The 17,663-nt window shown below is 69.7% G+C and carries 18 protein-coding genes; 9 read left to right on the top strand and 9 right to left on the bottom strand.

Translation table 11 applies throughout. The features are described from left to right. The first annotated feature begins 10 nt into the window (after positions 1-10). Positions 11-1,012, top strand: a complete 1,002-nt coding sequence (locus ACESMY_RS15175) for an SMP-30/gluconolactonase/LRE family protein (RefSeq protein WP_372785448.1) — start codon at positions 11-13, stop codon at positions 1,010-1,012. Here the strand turns inward: ACESMY_RS15175 and ACESMY_RS15170 are convergent. Next, positions 1,009-1,872, bottom strand: a complete 864-nt coding sequence (locus tag ACESMY_RS15170) for a pirin family protein (protein WP_372785447.1) — start codon at positions 1,870-1,872, stop codon at positions 1,009-1,011. The two genes, ACESMY_RS15175 and ACESMY_RS15170, sit on opposite strands and share 4 nt — an antisense overlap. Positions 1,873-1,935: 63 nt before the next feature. On the opposite strand from ACESMY_RS15170, the gene ACESMY_RS15165 reads away from it, so the two are divergent. Beyond that, positions 1,936-2,754 (top strand): acyl-CoA thioesterase, encoded by an 819-nt coding sequence (locus ACESMY_RS15165; protein ID WP_372785446.1) that lies wholly within the window; start codon positions 1,936-1,938, stop codon positions 2,752-2,754. On the opposite strand, the gene ACESMY_RS15160 is transcribed toward ACESMY_RS15165, so the two are convergent. After that, on the bottom strand, positions 2,751-3,185 hold the full coding sequence (locus ACESMY_RS15160; RefSeq protein ID WP_372785445.1) for a hypothetical protein: 435 nt from the start codon (positions 3,183-3,185) through the stop codon (positions 2,751-2,753). The genes ACESMY_RS15165 and ACESMY_RS15160 overlap by 4 nt on opposite strands. A gap of 2 nt (positions 3,186-3,187) precedes the next feature. Beyond that, positions 3,188-4,453, bottom strand: a complete 1,266-nt coding sequence (locus ACESMY_RS15155) for a cytochrome P450 (protein ID WP_372785444.1) — start codon at positions 4,451-4,453, stop codon at positions 3,188-3,190. Positions 4,454-4,558: 105 nt separating this feature from the next. On the opposite strand from ACESMY_RS15155, the gene ACESMY_RS15150 reads away from it, so the two are divergent. After that, the gene (locus ACESMY_RS15150; protein ID WP_372785443.1) at positions 4,559-5,377 is read left to right on the top strand and encodes a TrmH family RNA methyltransferase; all 819 of its coding nucleotides are present in this window, start codon (positions 4,559-4,561) and stop codon (positions 5,375-5,377) included. A gap of 69 nt (positions 5,378-5,446) precedes the next feature. Further along, the gene (locus ACESMY_RS15145) at positions 5,447-7,876 is read left to right on the top strand and encodes an ATP-binding protein (RefSeq protein ID WP_372785442.1); all 2,430 of its coding nucleotides are present in this window, start codon (positions 5,447-5,449) and stop codon (positions 7,874-7,876) included. Between the two features lie 80 nt (positions 7,877-7,956). Here ACESMY_RS15145 and ACESMY_RS15140 read toward each other — a convergent pair whose 3' ends face one another. Next, entirely contained in the window at positions 7,957-8,757 is an 801-nt protein-coding gene (locus ACESMY_RS15140; protein ID WP_372785441.1) for a class III extradiol ring-cleavage dioxygenase, read from the bottom strand. A gap of 5 nt (positions 8,758-8,762) precedes the next feature. Then, on the bottom strand, positions 8,763-9,320 hold the full coding sequence (locus ACESMY_RS15135) for an NADPH-dependent FMN reductase (RefSeq protein ID WP_372785440.1): 558 nt from the start codon (positions 9,318-9,320) through the stop codon (positions 8,763-8,765). Between the two features lie 104 nt (positions 9,321-9,424). On the opposite strand from ACESMY_RS15135, the gene ACESMY_RS15130 reads away from it, so the two are divergent. Beyond that, positions 9,425-10,351, top strand: coding sequence for a LysR substrate-binding domain-containing protein (locus ACESMY_RS15130; protein ID WP_372785439.1), 927 nt, complete (start codon positions 9,425-9,427; stop codon positions 10,349-10,351). 3 nt (positions 10,352-10,354) lie between these two features. Here the strand turns inward: ACESMY_RS15130 and ACESMY_RS15125 are convergent, their stop codons facing one another. Then, a complete protein-coding gene (locus ACESMY_RS15125; RefSeq protein ID WP_372785438.1) occupies positions 10,355-11,140 on the bottom strand; it encodes an enoyl-CoA hydratase in 786 nt (261 codons plus the stop codon). 56 nt (positions 11,141-11,196) lie between these two features. Between ACESMY_RS15125 and ACESMY_RS15120 the strand changes: the two genes are divergently transcribed. Next, positions 11,197-12,324 carry a ferritin-like domain-containing protein gene (locus ACESMY_RS15120; RefSeq protein WP_372785437.1) on the top strand — a complete coding sequence of 376 codons (1,128 nt, stop codon included), beginning with the start codon at positions 11,197-11,199 and terminating at the stop codon, positions 12,322-12,324. A 61-nt stretch (positions 12,325-12,385) separates the two neighbouring features. On the opposite strand, the gene ACESMY_RS15115 is transcribed toward ACESMY_RS15120, so the two are convergent. After that, entirely contained in the window at positions 12,386-12,913 is a 528-nt protein-coding gene (locus ACESMY_RS15115) for a hemerythrin domain-containing protein (RefSeq protein WP_372785436.1), read from the bottom strand. Between the two features lie 112 nt (positions 12,914-13,025). Here ACESMY_RS15115 and ACESMY_RS15110 point away from each other — a divergent pair, with 112 nt between their 5' ends. Beyond that, positions 13,026-14,072, top strand: a complete 1,047-nt coding sequence (locus tag ACESMY_RS15110; protein WP_372785435.1) for an NAD(P)/FAD-dependent oxidoreductase — start codon at positions 13,026-13,028, stop codon at positions 14,070-14,072. Next, positions 14,069-15,238, top strand: a complete 1,170-nt coding sequence (locus ACESMY_RS15105) for an acyl-CoA dehydrogenase family protein (RefSeq protein WP_372785434.1) — start codon at positions 14,069-14,071, stop codon at positions 15,236-15,238. Before ACESMY_RS15110 ends, ACESMY_RS15105 begins: the two co-directional genes overlap by 4 nt. Before the next feature lie 7 nt (positions 15,239-15,245). On the opposite strand, the gene ACESMY_RS15100 is transcribed toward ACESMY_RS15105, so the two are convergent. Together ACESMY_RS15100 and ACESMY_RS15095 are read right to left on the bottom strand one after the other, a co-directional pair. Continuing rightward, positions 15,246-15,929 (bottom strand): energy transducer TonB, encoded by a 684-nt coding sequence (locus ACESMY_RS15100; RefSeq protein WP_372785433.1) that lies wholly within the window; start codon positions 15,927-15,929, stop codon positions 15,246-15,248. A gap of 90 nt (positions 15,930-16,019) precedes the next feature. Next, positions 16,020-16,232 (bottom strand): hypothetical protein, encoded by a 213-nt coding sequence (locus ACESMY_RS15095; protein ID WP_372785432.1) that lies wholly within the window; start codon positions 16,230-16,232, stop codon positions 16,020-16,022. A 149-nt stretch (positions 16,233-16,381) separates the two neighbouring features. Between ACESMY_RS15095 and ACESMY_RS15090 the strand changes: the two genes are divergently transcribed. Then, the coding region (locus tag ACESMY_RS15090; RefSeq protein ID WP_372785431.1) for a hypothetical protein at positions 16,382-17,663 on the top strand (1,282 nt) is incomplete at its 3' end.

Raw genomic sequence — 17,663 nt, 5'->3', positions numbered from 1 at the left:
AGGGAAGACCATGGATCGCCGAAGACTGCTCGCCGCCCTGCCGCTGATCGGTCTCGCCGGCCGGGGGGTAGCCCAGCCCGCGCCCGCCCCACGCCCGCCGCTGCCGCCGCCGACCTTGCCGATCACCATCGTCGCCGAAGGCCTGCAGTTCCCGGAGGGTCCGGTGGCCATGCGCGATGGCTCGCTGCTGTTCGTGGAGATCCAGCGCAAGACGGTCAGCCGGCTCTCCGCTGACGGCAAGGTCAGCGTCGTGGCGCAGCTCGAGGGCGGACCCAACGGCCTGGCGATCGGGCCCGACGGGGCGCTCTACATCGCCAACAACGGCGGCCGGTTCGGCTTCCGGATGCGAGATGGAGTGAACGTCTCGGGCGAGCCCGCGCCGGGCGCGATGCTCGGCGGGTCGATCCAGCGGCTGGACCTCAAGACCGGAAAGTTCAGAACCCTCTACGACGCCTGCGACGGTAGGAAGTTCGTGGCGCTCGACGACCTGGTCTTCGATCGCCACGGCGGGATGTGGATCAGCGACATCGGCAAGACCCCGGGCGACGGCGGCATCTACTACGCCACCGCCGACGGCAAGCATGTGCGCCAGGTGAAGGGCGGCCTGCGCCAGGCCAACGGCATCGGCATCTCGCCCGACGGCAGGCAGCTGCACGTCAGCGAGACGCCCCGACTCTGGACCTGGGACATCGCCGGCCCCGGCGTGCTCGGCCCCTCGACCTCCTATCCGCCGGACGGTGAGCAGGGAAAGCTTGCCGGCCGCACCTACGCCGACAGCCTGAAGGTGCAGGCCGACGGGCGGGTCTGCGTCTGCACGCTGTTCGCGGGCGGGATCAGCATCTTCGACAAGGCCGGCGGCGTGGAATTCATCCAGTCCAACGACCTGTGGACCACCAACCTGGCGTTCGGCGGCAAGGACATGCGCGACGTCTGGCTGACGCTGTCCGGCTCGGGCCGCATCGGCAAGGTGCGCTGGCCCACGCCCGGACTGAAGCCGGCCTATTCCGCCTAGACCGCGCTGACGTTGGCGAAGCGGCCGGCGTTGTAGTCGCGGATCGCCTCGACGATCTCCTCGCGGGTGTTCATGACGAACGGCCCATGGGCGAAGACCGGCTCGCCGATCGGCTCGGCGTGACCGAACAGCACCTGCGAGTTCTCGGCGGCCTCCATCTCCACGGTGTCGCCCTCAAGGTCGAGCTCGGCCAAATGCCAGGCGGTGGCGGCGATGCCGTTCACCTTCACCTCGCCGGAGATCACGTAGAGAAAGACGTTGCGGCCCGCGAGCGAGCCGAAGCCCGCCCTGCCGCCGGCCTTGAGGTCGATGGTGGTCATGAAGACCCCGGTCAGCGAGGAGATCGGGCCGGTGTGGCCGCCCCAGGTCCCCGAGATCAGGTGAATGGCCGCTGCGCCGCTGTCGGCGGTGACGACCGGAATCTGATCGACCTGCAGTCCCACATAGCGCGGCGGGTTCATCTTCAGCCGGGCGGGCAGGTTCACCCAGAGCTGCAGCAGCTCCAGGGGACCGCCCGTCTTCATGAAATCGTCAGGCGAGACCTCGGCGTGGATCAGGCCCGAGCCCGCGGTCATCCACTGCACGCCGCCGGCCTTGATGATGCTCTCGTGGCCCGCGGAATCGCGGTGCGCCAGTTCGCCGTCCAGGATGAAGGTCACGGTCTCGAAGCCGCGGTGCGGGTGGGGTCCGAAGGGCAGGCCTGCGTTGTTCGGCCCATAGGTCTGCGGGCCGTGGTGGTTCAGGAACAGGAACGGGTCGACCTGCTCCAGGCCTGGCGCCGGCACGGGGCGGCGGGTAACGAGGTCGCCGATATCATCGCGGCCGGCCGGGTGCAGGGCTTTGACGGTCTTGAGAGCCATGGCCTCCATATAGGCCATTCTGCGGGCTTGCGAACACGCCTGCGACGGGGTCATGAGAGCGGCATGGATCGGTTGTTCTTCGACCTGCGCGCCACGCACAACCCGCACCGCTGGTTCATGCCGCTGACCCCGGACGTCTGTGTGGGCCGGCCGGGCGAGATGTTCATGTTCGGCGGCGTCGGTCTGGCTTCTGCCATCGCGGCCATGGAGGGCACCACCGGCCGGCCGCTGATCTGGGCGACCGCCCAATACCTCTCCTACGCCCGCCCGCCGAGCGTCGTGGACCTCGACGTCTGGGTGCCCGCCGCCGGCAAGTACAACAGCCAGGCTCGCGTCATCGGCCACGTCGGCGACAAGGAGATCTTCACGGTCAACGCCGCCCTGGGCGCGCGGCCGAGCGAGATTTCCGAGCAGTGGCTGACCATGCCGGGCGCGCCCCGCCCGGAGGACTGCGAGCCGGGCGAGCATTGGCGCGGCGCCGACACCGGCCTGCACAGCCGCATCGAGGTGCGAGTGGTCAAGGGCCATTACGGCGGCGACCGGGCCGGCAAGCCGGAGCACGACGGCCGCTCGCTGCTGTGGATCCGGCCGCGCGAGCGCTTCGCCATCGACGCCCCGATGCTGGCGGTCATGGCCGACCACGTGCCGTCCGGCATCGGCAATGCGCTCGGCAAGAACGCCGGCGGCAACAGCCTCGACAACACGCTGCGCATCCGCCGGATCGTGCCCACCGAATGGGTGCTCTGCGACATCCGCATTCTCGGCGTGCACGGCGGCTTCGGCCACGGGGCGATGTACCTGTTCGCCCAGGACGGGGAGCTGATGGCCACCGCCAGCCAGTCGCTGATCGTCCGCGTGCGCGAAACGCCGGACGATCGCTAGAAGCGCTCGGCCGCCACGCCGGGCCTTTCGTTGTCCCAGATCATCGAGATGATCCGCCAGCCCTTCTGGCCGTCGTTGTAGAGCTGGATCGAGTTGATCCCACGGCGCTCCGGGGTCGCGTCGTCCGGCGCGTTGCGGGCCTCGTAGAGGCTCCAGACGTGGGCCATGTTCCCCAGGAGGTCGATCCGGCGGGCGATCTCCACCTCGAAGAACGGCGTGGCCGCGAAGAACGGCGCGGTGTCGGCGGTGTAGGACGCTGGGTCCATGATCTTGATCCAGGGCGTTCCCGCGCCGTCGACGCCGGTGCGCATCTGGCGCGCGTCTTCGTGGAAAACCTCCCACTGCCGTGACCAGTCGCGGGGGCCCGCGGGGCCGGAGACCATGGCGTACATCGCGTCGACCGCAGCCCCGATCGCCGTCTTCGCATCCATCGTCAGGTCCGCGTGGGGATGACCACGTTCATCCGCTCATAGCCCTTCACGAAGGTCGAATAGACGCGCTTGGGCTCGCCCGTGACCTCGATGGTCGGGAAGCGTTTGAGGATCTCTTCCCAGATCACCTTGAGCTGCAGTTCGGCGAGGCGATTGCCGACGCAGCGATGGATGCCGAAGCCGAAGGAGATGTGGGTGCGCGGCCGCTCGCGGTCGATGATGTAGGCGTTCGGATTGTCGATCACCTCTTCGTCGCGGTTGCCCGAGACGTACCACATGACCACCTTCTCGCCGGCGCGGATGGTCTTGCCGCCGATCTCGACGTCCTCGACGGCGGTGCGGCGCATGTGCGCGAGCGGCGTCTGCCAGCGGATCGTCTCGGAGACCATCGAGGGGATGAGGCCCGGATTGGCCCTCAGCTTGGCGTACTGGTCGGGGTTCTGGTTCAGCGCCAGGATCGAGCCGGAGATGGTGTTGCGCGTCGTGTCGTTGCCGCCGACGGTGAGCAGCACGATGTTTCCGAAGAACTCGCGGGGCTCCATATTCCGGGTGGCCTCGCCGTGCGCCAGCATCGAGATCAGGTCGCCCTGCGGCGGCGCGTTGACCCGCTCGTTCCACAGTTTCGTGAAATAGGCGTGGTACTCGACGAAGATCTGCATTTTCTGTTCGATCGTGTCGATCAGGCCCTGGCCGGGCGCGGCGGTGACCACGTCAGACCAGTAGACCAGCTGGCGGCGGTCTTCCTGCGGCATGTCGAACAGCGTCGCGAGCGTCATGCCCGTGAGCTCCTTCGAGACCAGGTCCACCCAGTCGAACTCCTCGCCGATCGGCAGCGAGTCGAGGATCGCGGCGGCCCGCTCACGGATCAGCGGCTCCATGGTGTGCAGGTTCATCGGCGAGACCGCCGGGCTCACCGTCTTGCGCTGCACGTCGTGCTTGGGCGGGTCCATGGCGATGAACATCGGCAGCGGGTCCATGTCGGCCTGGCCGCCGGCGATGGTGATCCCGCCCTTCATGAAGTCCGACGAGAACTGCTGGTGGTTGGTGTCCACCGCCATGATGTCGTTGTACTTGGTGATCGACCAGTAGGGCCCGAACTCGTGTTCGCGCGTGTAGTGGATCGGGTCCTCGGCGCGCAGGCGATCGAAGATCGGCCACATGGCGTCGGCCTGGAAGAGCGCCGGCTGGGCCGGGTTGAGGTCCGCCAGCGGCGTCGCGTACGCCTCTTCCCGAGCCTGGGCGAGGTTCGCCAGATTGCCGTCCGCCATGATGCGTCCTCCTGCGATTTTAGCATTGTATAGATCGCAAGGTGACGCCAGCGTCAACTTTGTTGCGGGCTGGAGGCGGGCCGGGGCGCATGACAAAAGCCTCGCATGACCGCCGCCATCGCTATCGAAGACCCCGACGATCCGCGGCTCGCCGACTATCGCGAGGTGCGCGAGCGCGACCTGGTCGGCCGTCGAGGCGGCTTCATCGCCGAAGGCGTGGTGGTGCTGGAAAAGCTGATCGCGGCCGGCCGCCATCCGATCGGCTCCGTCCTGGTCGCGGACAAGCGGGTTGCGGCCCTGGAGCCGCTATTGGCGCGATTGCCGCCGGGCGCGCCGGTCTATGCGGCCAGCCAGGCGGTGATGGACGCGGTGGTGGGGTTCTCGATCCATCGCGGCGTCCTCGCGGCCGGAACCCGGGCCGAGCCGGACTTGGAGACCCTGCTGGCGGTCCTGCCGGCGCGGGCGCTGGTGCTGGGCCTGGTCGGCATCGCAAACCACGACAACATGGGCGGCCTGTTCCGCAACGCCGCGGCCTTCGGGGCCGACGCGGTGCTGCTCGACGACGGCTGCTGCGATCCGCTTTACCGCAAGGCGATCCGGGTCTCGGTGGGAGCGGCGCTGACGACGCCCTTCGCCCGCGGCGGGGAGGCCGCGGCGCTCGCCGCGCGGCTGCAGGCGGCCGGCTTCTCCGTCGTGGCGCTTTCTCCGAAAGGCGAGACCGATCTCGCGGACCTCGTCCCCGCCGCGCACACGGCGATCCTGTTCGGCGCCGAGGGCCCCGGACTGCCGGATGCAGTGCTGGCCTGCGCCAGGACCGTGCGGATCGAAATGGCCGGCGGCTTCGACTCCCTCAACGTGGCGACCGCGAGCGGGATCGTGCTGCACCACATGGTTGCGGGAACGCCTCGCCGGGGAGGCTCCTAGAGGCCTTTCTTAACTCCGGTGGGCGACAACTCCGCCAATGACGACGAACTCGCATCCCGGGGGGGATGAATGGCCGGCGCAAGTCGCCTGAACATGCCGAACGGCCTTGAGCATTCCGGGCCGGTGTTCGACCGGGCGCGGCGTCTCGCCAGGACGCTGTTTGCCGACGTCGAGGCCTCGGTGGTGCTGGTGGGCGACGGCGAGACCTGGCGCAGCACCGATCCCGAGGGCCGCCTGCCCAAGGACGCCCCGGTCGCGCGGATCGCCGTCGAGGAAGGGCGTCTCTTCTGGCTGGCCGACGCGAGCCAGGACCCGCGGTTCCGTGACCGGCCCAGGGTCACCGGCCCGCCCTACGCCCGTCTCTATGTCGCCGCCCCGATCCGCCTGGAGGATGGCACGATCCCCGGCGTGCTGGCCGTCGCCGGCCCCAAGGCGCGCGCCTATGACGCCGAGCTCGCCGAGCGGCTGCAGGACCTCGCCGACTTCGTGGCCGACGAATGGAGCCGCATCCAGTCGAAGCTGGCCCGCGAGGCGGCGCGCCGTGAGAGCGATGTGGCCCAGCGGATGGTCGCCCAGATCATCCAGACCGCGCCCCTGTCGCTGCTGATGACCGACCGCGAGATGCGGGTGGTCTCGGCCAGCCCCCGCTGGATCGAGAGCCGCCAGCTGGTCGGCCGCGAGGTCATCGGCCGCTCGCTCTACGATATCTTCCCGGAGACCTATGGGAAGTGGCGCTCGGTCTACGACAGCTGCCTGGCCGGCGAATCCGTCCGCGCCGACCGCGTGGAGTTCAAGCGCGCCGACGGCTCGGTCATCTGGTTGCAGGTTGAGCTGACGCCCTGGCGCGCCGCCGGCGGCGAGATCGGCGGCCTGATCATCACCTCGCACGACGTGACCGAGATGGTCGAAGCGCTGGAGCGCACCGAGCGATCCGAAGAGCGGCTGCGGCTGGCGATGGAAATCGCCGACATCCACGTCTGGGAGCTCGACTACCGCCGCCAGGAGCTGATCAAGGTCGGGGCGGAGGGCGCCTTCTTCACCGAGCCGTCGACCTACGGCCAGCTCGCGGCGGACATCTGGTCCACCATCGACGAGCGCGACCTGCCGGCGACACAGGCCGCCTGGGCGCGGCACGAAGCCGAAGGCGTTCCCTACCGTCCGGAATACCGCGTCCGCCGCTCCGACGACCGGGAGGTCTGGGTGCAGGGCGCGGTGCGCTACCTCACCGACGAAGAGGGGCTGCCCCTGCGGATGATCGGGGCCCTGCAGAACATCACCGAACGCAAGGCGGCCGAACGCGCCCTGGTCCAGGCCAAGGACGAGGCGGAAAGCGCTACGCGCGCCAAGAGCGCCTTCCTGGCCACCATGAGCCACGAGATCCGCACGCCGCTGAACGGGGTGCTGGGCATGGCCCAGGCCATGGCCATGGGCGAGCTCGCTAGCCACCAGCGCGAGCGGCTGGACGTGATACGCCAGTCCGGCGAGAGCCTGCTGGCCATCCTCAACGACGTGCTCGACCTTTCGAAGATCGAGGCCGGCAAGCTGGAGCTGGAACAGGCGGAGTTCGACATCGCCGAACTCTCCCGAGGCGCGCTCGGCGCCTTCGCCGCCACCGCCCAGGCCAAGGGGCTGGCCTTCGAGCTCAAGGTCGAGCGCGGCGCCCGCGGCGTCTATCGCGGCGACAGCGTCCGGGTGCGTCAGATCCTCTACAACCTGGTCTCCAACGCGCTCAAGTTCACCGAGACCGGCGGGGTGAAGGTGGCCGTGACCCGCAAGGCCAAGCGCCTCGTCCTCAGCGTAACCGACACCGGCATCGGCGTGGCGCCCGACAAGCTCGCGGGCCTCTTCCAGAAATTCGAACAGGCGGACGCCTCGACCACCCGGCGCTACGGCGGCACCGGCCTGGGGCTGGCGATCTGCCGCGACCTGGCCGAACTGATGGGCGGGACGATCAGGGCCGAGAGCACGCTTGGCGCCGGGGCGGCCTTCACGGTCGAACTGCCGCTGGCCAGGATCGCCGCCGCGCCGGCCAAGCTCGCGCCGCCGTCGGCGCAACCCACAGCCCCGATCGAAGGCGTCTCGCTCCGGGTCCTGGCCGCCGAGGACAACGGCATGAACCAGCTCGTGCTGCGCACCCTCCTGGAGCAGGTGGGGGTCACACCGGTCATCGTCGGCAATGGCCGTGAAGCGGTCGCGGCCTGGGCCGCCGAGCCCTGGGACCTGATCCTGATGGACGTGCAGATGCCGGAGATGGACGGCCCCACCGCCACCGGGGTCATCCGCGCCCGCGAGGGGGCCGAGGGCCGGACGCGCACGCCGATCGTGGCGCTCACCGCCAATGCCATGGCCCACCAGGTCACCGAATACATGCAGGCCGGCATGGACGACTTCGTGGCCAAGCCGATCGAGGCCGGCCGTCTCTACGCGGTCATCCAGTCCGCCCTCGAAAAGTCGTTGGCCGGCCAGGCGATCGACGACCAGGCGACCGCCGCGGCCTGAACGCGAACGCGGACGCCCTCCCGACGGCGGGTGTGTGAAACACCGTCAGGAGAACGCCCGCCCGCTCGGGGGGAGCGGATCTAGCTCGGCGCGCCGAATTCGTAGCCGCTGATCGCCACGTCCATCGCGACATCGCGGAAGACCACGCGCCCAGGCTCGTCCTCGGCCGCGCCGGCCGCCACGAACAGCGGCGCGAGGTGCTCTTCGCGCGGATGGGCTTCGCGGGCGTAGGGCCCCTGGTCCCAGTGGCGGATCGCCTGCTCGCGGCGGGCCGGATCGGCGAGCGCGTCGGCGAGCCAGGCGTCGAAGACCTCCGACTTGGCGGTGAAGGCCGGCGAGAAGCCACGCATGTTGTGCCAGCTCATGCCGGAGCCGACGATCAGCACGCCTTCGTCGCGCAACGGCGCGAGGGCCCGGCCGGCGGCCAGGTGCGCCTCGGGGTCGAGGTCGCCGCGCAGGGAGAGCTGGACGACCGGGATGTCGGCGTCGGGCGTGGCCAGCTTCAGCGGCACGAAGACGCCATGGTCATAGCCGCGCTCGGCATCCTCCGCGGTCGCAAAGCCTGCCGCGCCCAACAGGTCGCGCACGCGCTGGGCCAGCGCCGGCGATCCGGGCGCGTCGAACCTCAGCCGGTAGGTCTCCTCCGGGAAGCCGTAGTAGTCGAAGAGCATCGGCGGCGCGGGCGAGGAGCCCACGGTGAACACCGGTTCTTCCCAGTGGCCGGAGATCATCAGGATCGCCTTCGGCCGCTCGGGCAGGGCCGCGACGAGACCCTTCAGCCAGGCGGCGGTCTTATCCCAGGTGTCGGCGGGACCGCGGGTCCAGTCCATGAAGAAGCAGGGGCCGGCGCCGTGCGGGATGAACAGGGTGGGAAGCGTCATGGCGATCAGCTCAGATGCCTCTCGATGGCGTCCGCGAAGGTCTGGCCGAAGCCGGTCAGGAACTCGGCGGTGCTTTCGTTGATCAGCTCGCCGTTGGCGTCGAAGAGCTCGGCCACGCCGCCGACATAGGTCTCGGGCTGGTTCACCGTCGGCACATTGAGGAAGACCAGCGACTGGCGAAGTTGGTGATAGGCGCCGAAACCCCCGATCGCGCCGGGCGAATTGCTGACGACCGCCGCGGGCTTGCCGTTCCAGACGCTCGCGCCATAGGGCCGCGATCCCACGTCGATGGCGTTCTTCAGCACGCCCGGGAGCCCGCGATTGTATTCGGGCGTCACGAACAGCACCGCGTCGGCCGCCTTGATGCTCTCGCGGAAGGCCGTCCACTCCGCTGTCGGGGTCGCTTCGAGGTCCTGGTTGAAGTGCTGCAGCTGGCCGATGTCGACGAAGTCGAAGGTGAGGTGGGGCGGTGCGACCGCGGCGATCGCCTTGGCGAGCTTACGGCTGAACGACTCCTTGCGGAGGCTGCCGACCACGACGGCGACGGTGCGGGATTGGGCCATGTCTCAAGCTCCTGTGCCTTGTTGACCGAGAGATGGACCCACGCTCCATCGTTGATAATCCGGCTCCTCCGCATAAGTATGTTTCCGCTGAGGAACTAATCGCCATGGACCGCTTCGACGAGATCAGCGCCTTCGCGGCTGTCGCGGACGCGCGCAGTTTCACGCAAGGCGCTCGCCGTCTCGGGGTGTCCAGCGCCCAGGTATCCAAGTTGGTTGCGCGCCTGGAGAACCGGCTGGGCGCACGCCTGCTGAACCGCACGACGCGCGACGTCTCGCTCACCGACACCGGCCGGGCTTACCTGGAGCGCGCGCGCAGCCTGCTGGAGGACTTCGAGGCCCTCGAGGGCTCGGTGCGCGACCAGAGCGGGCCGCGGGGCCTGTTGAAGATCTCCGCGCCCGTCTCCTTCGGTGCGAGCCAGCTGACCCCGGCTTTGCTGGACTTCGCCGCGGCCTATCCGGAGGTCTCGCTCGACGTCTCCTCGACCGACCGCATGGTCAATCTGGTGGAGGAGGGCTTCGATGTCGGCGTGCGGATCGGCGACCTCGCCGATTCCTCGGTGATCGCGCGCAAGCTCGCGGCCGTGCGCATGGTGACCTGCGCCTCGCCGACCTACCTGCACGCGGCGGGGACGCCGGCGACGCCTGAGGATCTCACCCGGCACGAGGCGATCCTCGACACCAATGTGCGTGATCCGACCATCTGGCTCTATGGCAGCCCCAACGACCGGACCGAGGTGCGCGTGCACGGCCGCCTGCGGTTCGGCGGCGCCGACGCCTGCGTGGCCGCCGGCCGCCGGGGCTTGGGGATCATCCGCACCCCAGCCTTCGCCGCGGCCGACGACCTGCGGGCCGGGCGGCTCGTCCCGCTGCTCTGCGCCTACGAACCGCAGCTGATCCATGTGCACGCGGTCTATCCGCACGCCCGCCACCTGGCGGCCAAGGTCCGCGCCTTCGTGGACTTCCTGGCGGCGCGGTATGCGGGCGAGCCGGAATGGCATCAGGGCTGGGGCGAGGCGCACCCCGTCGTCTGACCCTCAGCGTCGGGCGGCGGCCCGATCGGCGAGATATCGGGCCATGGACGCCCTGGGCTCCTCGGTCGTCCAGGCGTCCTCGAAGGCGTCGACGCCGGCGGCGATGGCCCGGCTCATCGGCAGCTCCTCCCACCGCTGGATCAGCGCCTTCTGCAGCCGCACGGCCCGAGGCTCGGCCTCCAGCAGCTTCTCGAGGAGATCATGGACGGCCAATTCCAGCGCGGCCTGCAGATAGACCTCCTCGACAAGGCCCCAGGCCAGAGCCTCATTGGCGCCGAAGATCTCGCCGGTCATCAGGATTCGGCGCGTGCGGCCCCAGCCGATCAGCGACGGGAGGAGGGCGGCCTCGACGACCGAGGGGATACCGAGGCGCACCTCCGGCATGCCGAACCGCGCCTGATCGGAGCAGAGGCGCATGTCGCAGGCGGCCGCCACTTCGAGGCCCGCGCCCAGGCACCAGCCGTCGACCGCGGCGATCACCGGCGCCGGCAGGTCGCGGATCGCCTGGCAGCAGCCGTGCACCTTCAGGATGAAGGCCCGCCCGGCCTCGGGGCTGTCGACCGCGGCCATTTCGTCGATGTTGGCTCCGCCGATGAAGGCCTTGCCGCCCGCGCCGCGCAGCACCACCGCGCGCAGGGCGGGGTCCGCCGACAGATGGCGGAACACCTCGACGAACTGCTCCATCACCTCCGACGAGAGGCTGTTGAGCTTCTTTTGATTGTCGATCTCGACGAAGGCGACGCGGCCGCGCGGGTGCTCTTCGAGGCGGACTGTGACGTAAGAGATCATTGTTCAGTTAGCGCTTTGATGTTCTCTTATGGATTGCCCCAGGGAGGACACATCAGATGGCCGACGGCAACATCACCAAGGATATCCTCTACGACGCCGTCGCGCCCGACGATTTCGAGTCCATGCTGGAGCTCGACCGTTATGGCGCGCGCTCGACCGCCTTCGACAAGATCATCTCGGCGACACACGACCACTTCTGGGATCCGCTCGACCCGAAATACATCGACTTCTCCGCCCCCTGGGACATGGAGAACGACGCCCTGCTGCCCGACGACCAGGTGGTCAGCCTGGGCGTGCCCTATGTCCTCGAGCATCTTGAGAAGACCGGCCAGAAGGCCAAGTTCATCAACGAGATGACGCTCTGGCAATTCTCCTCGATCCTGCACGGCGAGCAGGGCGCGCTGAACCTCTCGGCCTCGCTCTGCCATGTGCTGAAGGACCAGGGCGCGCAGGAATATGCCGCCAACCAGACCCGCGAAGAGGCGCGCCACGTCACCGCCTTCGCCCGCTACATCAAGGCCCGCTGGGGCCGGCCGCGGCCCTGCGGCGTCGTGCTGCAGCAGCTCCTCGTCGACATCATCTCCGCGCCCGAGGTCTACAAGAAGATCATCGGCATGCAGATGCTGGTCGAGGGCCTGGCCATGGGCGCCTTCGCCACCAGCTTCCAGTACAACCGCGATCCCCTGGCCCGGAAGCTCTTCCAGCTGGTGATGACCGACGAGGCCTTCCACCACAAGTTCGGGAAGATCTGGGCCGACCGCACGATCCCGAAGATGAGCCAGGAAGAGCGTGAGACGGTCGAGGACTGGGCGGCCCACTGCTTCCAGAGCCTGCTCTTCAACCTGGGCTCGCCGATCCAGCAGGCTCAGGTCTACCGCGACTTCGGCCTCGATCCGGACAAGGTGCTGGAGGGGGTGCGCGAGATCATCCAGAACGACGAGGCGCGCCGCGAGCGGTTGAAGAGCCAGACCAACATCTTCCGGGTGCTGATCAAGACGCTGAACAACGCGGGCCTGATCACCGAGCGGACACGGGCCTTCTACGCGACCTATGTCGACATGGAGGAGCTGCGCGCCGAGGGCGACAAGATGGTCGGCGACGACATCGCCGAGGAGGGGATCAAGTACCTCCAGGAGATCAACTTCAAGGACCGCGCCCGTCCCGTCAGCATCGCGGCGGAATAGGCGAACCCAAACCACCGGACGTCAACGCCCGCCGGATTCCGGCGGGCGTTTTCGTAGAGGCCTACTGGACCGCCTTGCCCTGGGCGGTGTCCATCTGGGCCATCAGCTCGTCCTTGCGGGTCTGCATTCGGGCGCCGACCGCCTTCAAGTCCATGTCGGTCTTCTTGACCTTCGGGAAGTACTCGGTCTCCTCCTCCTCGACGTGGTGCTCGATCTGCTCCTGCAGCACGGTCATCTTCGCGTCGTAGAGGTCCTCGCCGGGCTGCATGCCCGCGATCTCGCCCATCAGGTCCTTGGCCGCCGCGTGCTCGACCACGGCCTCGTCGACGATGTCCTCGTCCTTCAGATATTCGCGGCTGGTCGGGTAGAAGATTTCCTCCTCGATCTGCATGTGCACGCGCAGCTCCAGGCAGATCTTGTCGGCCAGCGCCTTCTTGCGATCGGCGTCACGGGCCTTTTCGAACTGGCCGAACAGCTTCTCGACCGCGCGGTGGTCGGCCTTCAGAAGGGCGACCGCGTCGGGTCCGCGGCTGGCGGTCGACTTTGCGGGGGCCTTCTTCTTCGAGGCGGATTGGGTGGCGGTGACCATGACGCAGCTCCGTGAATCAACATGGGAGCCCACGCCCCCCTCTGGCGGCTTAACCCCTTCGCCCGCGCCGGGTTCCGCTTGATTTTCCCGGTCTGGGCGGCTCGTTAGGGCCATGAGCCCGGGACCCCAGGTGATCGTCGCAGGCGCGGGCGCTTTGGGCCTCAGCGCGGCCCTCGCCCTGGCCGACGCCGGCTGTTCGGTCAGTGTCTGGGACCCGACGGAGAGCCCGAGCGCTTCGGCCGTGGCGGCGGGCATGCTGGCGCCTGCGTTCGAGGCGGCGCTGGACGCCGAGACGGCCGGCGACCTCGATCTCCTGCTGGCGGCCCGCAACCTCTGGCCGGGACTTGCCGCGCGGACCGGGATCGGGATCGACCGGTCGGGAACGGTGGCGGCGGGGTCGCCCGCCTGGCTGAGCGAGGTCCGCGCGCGGCTGATGCGGCTGGGCCTCCGGGGCCCGGACCTGCCGCGGGGCCTGCTGGAGGACCTGGCGCCCGGCGTGGCTCCTGGCCTTCAGGCCTTGCTGGTGCGGGAGGACTGGCGGCTGGAGCCCGGGCCGGCGCTCAGCGCCCTGCGGCGCGAGGCCGAGGCGGCGGGCGTGGAATTCCGCGGCGAGGCCGTGCGGGAGCGAACCGACGCCGACTGGCTGGTGATCGCCACCGGCGCCGCTCACGGTCTCGCCGAGGTCGCCCCGGAACTTTCGCGCCTCTCGCCGATCAAGGGCCAGATCCTGCGCTTCTCCGATGTGCGCGGCGGGCGGATGAGCCTGCGCGGCGAGGGCGCCTACGCCGTGCCGGGGCGCGACGGCCTGGCGGTCGGGGCCACCATGGAGCCTGGCCTCTGCGATACCCGCATCGACCGGGCGGCCCTCGAGCCCCTGGTCCGCGCGGCCGGCGTTCTGCTCCCGGGGCTCGCCGGGGCGACCTTCGGCGTTTCGGCGGGTGTCAGGGCCGCGACGCCCGACGGGTTGCCCATGGTCGGTTTGTCGCGGACGGCCGGCGTGATCCTGGCGGTGGGCGCGCGGCGCAACGGATGGCTGCTCGCGCCCCTGGCCGCCAAGCTCGTGACGGCTTGCGTGACCGGGCGTGATCCTGGCCCCTATGCGGCGCGGCTTGATCCGGCGAGATTCGCGTCAGGCGGCACGGGGAAGACGGCGCGATGAACGGCTTCTGGTTCAGCGACGAGCAGGAGGCGATCCGTGAGGGGGTCTTGCGGCTCTGCGCGCGCTTCGACGCAGACTACTGGCGGCGCACCGATGAGACCGGCGAGTTCCCCGAGGATTTCGTCGCCGCGATGGCTGCGGCCGGCTGGCTGGGCGCGGCCATGCCGGTCGAGCTGGGCGGTTCGGGCCTGGGCGTCACCGAGGCCGCCATCGCCATGCAAGCGGTGGCCGAGAGCGGCGCAGGGTTTTCGGGCGCGAGCGCGCTGCACCTCAACATCTTCGGGCCCATGCCGCTGGTGAAGTTCGGGACGCCTGAGCAGAAACAGAAGCTGATCCCGCGCCTGATCTCGGGCGAGGACAAGATGTGCTTCGGCGTCACCGAACCGGACGCCGGGCTCGACACGACCAGCCTGACGACGCAGGCCGCGCGCACCAACGACGGCTACGTCATCCGCGGCCGGAAGATGTGGACCACCATGGCCCAGCGGGCGACCAAGATGCTGATCGTGGCCCGCACCACGCCGCGGGCGGAGGTGAAGAAGGCCACCGACGGCATCAGCCTGTTCTACGTCGACTTCGACCGCGAGAAGATCCAGGCGACCCCGATCGCCAAGATGGGCCGCAAGGCCGTGGAATCGAACGCCGTCTTCATCGACGACCTGCAGGTTCCGGCCGACGCCCTGGTCGGCGAGGAGGGCAGGGGCTTCTACTACCTGCTGGAGGGGCTGAACCCGGAGCGGATCCTGATCGGCGCGGAGGCCGTGGGCCTGGGCCGCGCGGCGCTGAAGCGCGCCGCCGGCTATGCCAAGGAGCGGGTCGTGTTCGGCCGCCCGATCGGCCAGAACCAGGGGGTCGCCCACCCGCTGGCCCGCTGCTGGGCCGAGCTGGAGGCCGCCAATCTGATGGCCTTCAAGGCCGCCGCCCTCTACGACGCCGGGCGCGAATGCGGGGCGGAGGCCAACGCCGCCAAGTACCTGGGCGGCGAGGCCGGTTTCCGCGCCTGCGAGGCCGCGGTCCTGACCCACGGCGGCATGGGCTACGCCAAGGAATATGACGTCGAGCGCTACTTCCGCGAGGCGATGATCCCGCGCATCGCTCCGGTCAGCCGCGAGATGATCTTCAACTTCATCGCCGAGCGGGTGCTGGGCTTGCCGAAGAGCTACTGAGCGCGCCTCACTTCAGGTTGAAGCGGATCGGGATGTTGACGCTGGCCCCGTCCACGGGCCGCCCGTCCATCGTCTGCGGGTTCATGCGGAAGAAGCGCGCGAGCTTGAGCGCAGCGGGGCCGAAGCCGGCGCCGGCCGGGGTCTCGCCGTCGACCCGGCAGTCGTGGACCGTGCCGCTCGCCGCGACCAGGCAGGCCAGTGTCGCCGAGCCGCCGAGCTCATGGCGCAGCGCGCCCTCGGGATAGACGTTGGCCATCTCCTCGCCGGTCGGCCGGCGAAGCCAGCTGGGGGTGCCGATTGTGTGGGTCTGAGGCGCCGTCTCGCCGGCCGTCGCGGTGATCTGCGGAATGGGGTCGGCCGGCTTCAGCTCGCGCGGCGGATCGAGCTGCGGCGGGACCGGAAGCGGCGCCAGCGGGGGCGGATCGAAGATCGTCGTCTCGTGGATGGGGACACGCGGCGCGGGCGGCGGCGGCGGAAGGTCCGGCCTGGGCAGCTTGACCATCGGCCCGACAGTGATCGGGTCGGCGAACACCGGCGGCGGGGGCGGCGGATTGAACTTCGCATAGGCCAGGTAGACGACCCCCGCCGCGTGCAGCGCCAGCGAGGCGCCGATCGCCATGCGGATGTGCGGCGGCAGTCGCCGTCCGCTGCGGGGTTCGAAATCGAAGGGCAGGACCTGACGGATGACCATGGCGCACTCCCATCTCACATACGTAATATATTACGCCTGTGATATTCACCGTCAAGTGGGAGCCGGCATGGGCGCGGGTGGCCCGCCGCGTCAGTCCTCCGAGACCAGCCGCGCGGGCGGCATGAGCACGCCGGTTTCGTCCTGTACGTGGAGCTGGACGGGGAGGCCGCCGGATTTCCGGGCCAGCCGCCGCGCGGCGCGTTCGGCGCTCCAGCGCGTCTTGTAGGAGCCGAAGTGCAGGCTCTCGCCGATGATCGTCCAGGCGCCGTCCTGCTGGACCACGCCGTAATGCACGTCCGCCATGGTGATACTCCCTTGGCCAGCCCCCAGAAGACCTGACGCGGGTGGCCAGAGTAAGGCCTGAACAGGCCCGTCCGTCGCCGTTCATGTCCGGTGGGCCATGTTCGCCGGCCCGATTGGAACAGCGACGATTGCCGAAGGGTTTTAGCCCCATGTCCTACCGCAGCCTTCTCCTGACCGCCGCCGCCGCGAGCCTGCTGCTCGCCGCGTGCGACCGGAAACCGGCCGCGCTCGTCGCCGGCGCGCCGATCGCCAGCCTGCCCCTGGCCGAGGCCCCGCCGCCGCCCGAGATTGTTGCGCCGGCCGCCAACCAGCTTCCGCCCGCGCCGGTGTTGCGCCGCGCGGCCAGGCCGCCCCGGCCGCTCTACAGCTATGTGGACGCCGCCTACGACCTCGGCGACGCCTTCGCCGACAGCCCGCCCGACTACACGGTGGACTATGACGGCGAGCGCCCCTGGGTCTGGCGCTCCAGCGGCGGCGAATACCGCGTGGTCGAGCAGACCCCCTATGGAATCCGCGAGTACTTCTACCGCGACGGCAGCGACCGCCCGTTCCTGATCCGCGACACCGACTATTCCTACGCCTACGACGACGGCGAGCTGGTTGGCGTCTACGACAGCCATGGCCGGCCCTATTCCGGCTATGGCGCCGATCTGATCGACTATGCGGCCCGCTATTTCGTCCGCGCGCAGCGGCTGCACTACGCCGCCATCCACCAGCAGCGCCAGGCCGCCTACGCCGCCGACTGGCGGACGCATCGCGACGTGGTCCTGGCCCCGCAGCGCCAGTGGGCCGCCGAGCGGCAGCGCAACGACGACTGGCGCCGCTGGCGCGACCAAAGCGCGGCCCAGCCGCAGCCGCAGCAGCGCCAGATCGCATTCGACCGCGAGCGCGCCCAGCGCCAGGCCTACGCCGCCCGCGTCGCGCCGGCGATCGCCGCCGCGGCCGCGCCGCAACGCCAGGGTCCGCAAGCCGAGCCTCGCCGCGAAGTCGACGCCCAGGGCCGCCCGCCACAGGTCCAGGGGCAGATCCAGGCGCAGGAGCAGGCCCGCGCCCAGGCCGAGGCCCAACGTCAACAGGCCGCCCAGGCGCAGGGCCGAGACCAGCAACGCCTGCAGGCGGAGGCGCAGACCCGGGCGGTCAACGACGCTCAGCGCCAGCGGCAGGCTCAGGCGAACGATCGGCAGCGCGCCCAGGCCGAGGCTCAGCGTGTCCAGACGGGCCGCCAGCAGGCCCAGCAGGCGCCGGCCGCCCGCGCGGCGCACGACGAGCAGGCGCAGGCTCAGGCCCGCGACCAGCAGCGCGTCCAGGCCGAGGCTCAGCGCACCCAGGCGGGCCATCAACAAGCCGAGCAGGTGCAGGCCGCCCGCGCGGCGCACGACCAGCAGGCGCAGGCTCAGGTCCGCGACCAGCAGCGCGTCCAGGCCGAGGCCC

It is taken from the genome of Phenylobacterium sp., from assembly GCF_041691455.1.
Lineage (GTDB): Bacteria > Pseudomonadota > Alphaproteobacteria > Caulobacterales > Caulobacteraceae > Phenylobacterium.
The sequence above is the reverse complement of the archived record's forward strand: the minus strand, read 5'-3'. Positions and strand labels throughout refer to the sequence as shown.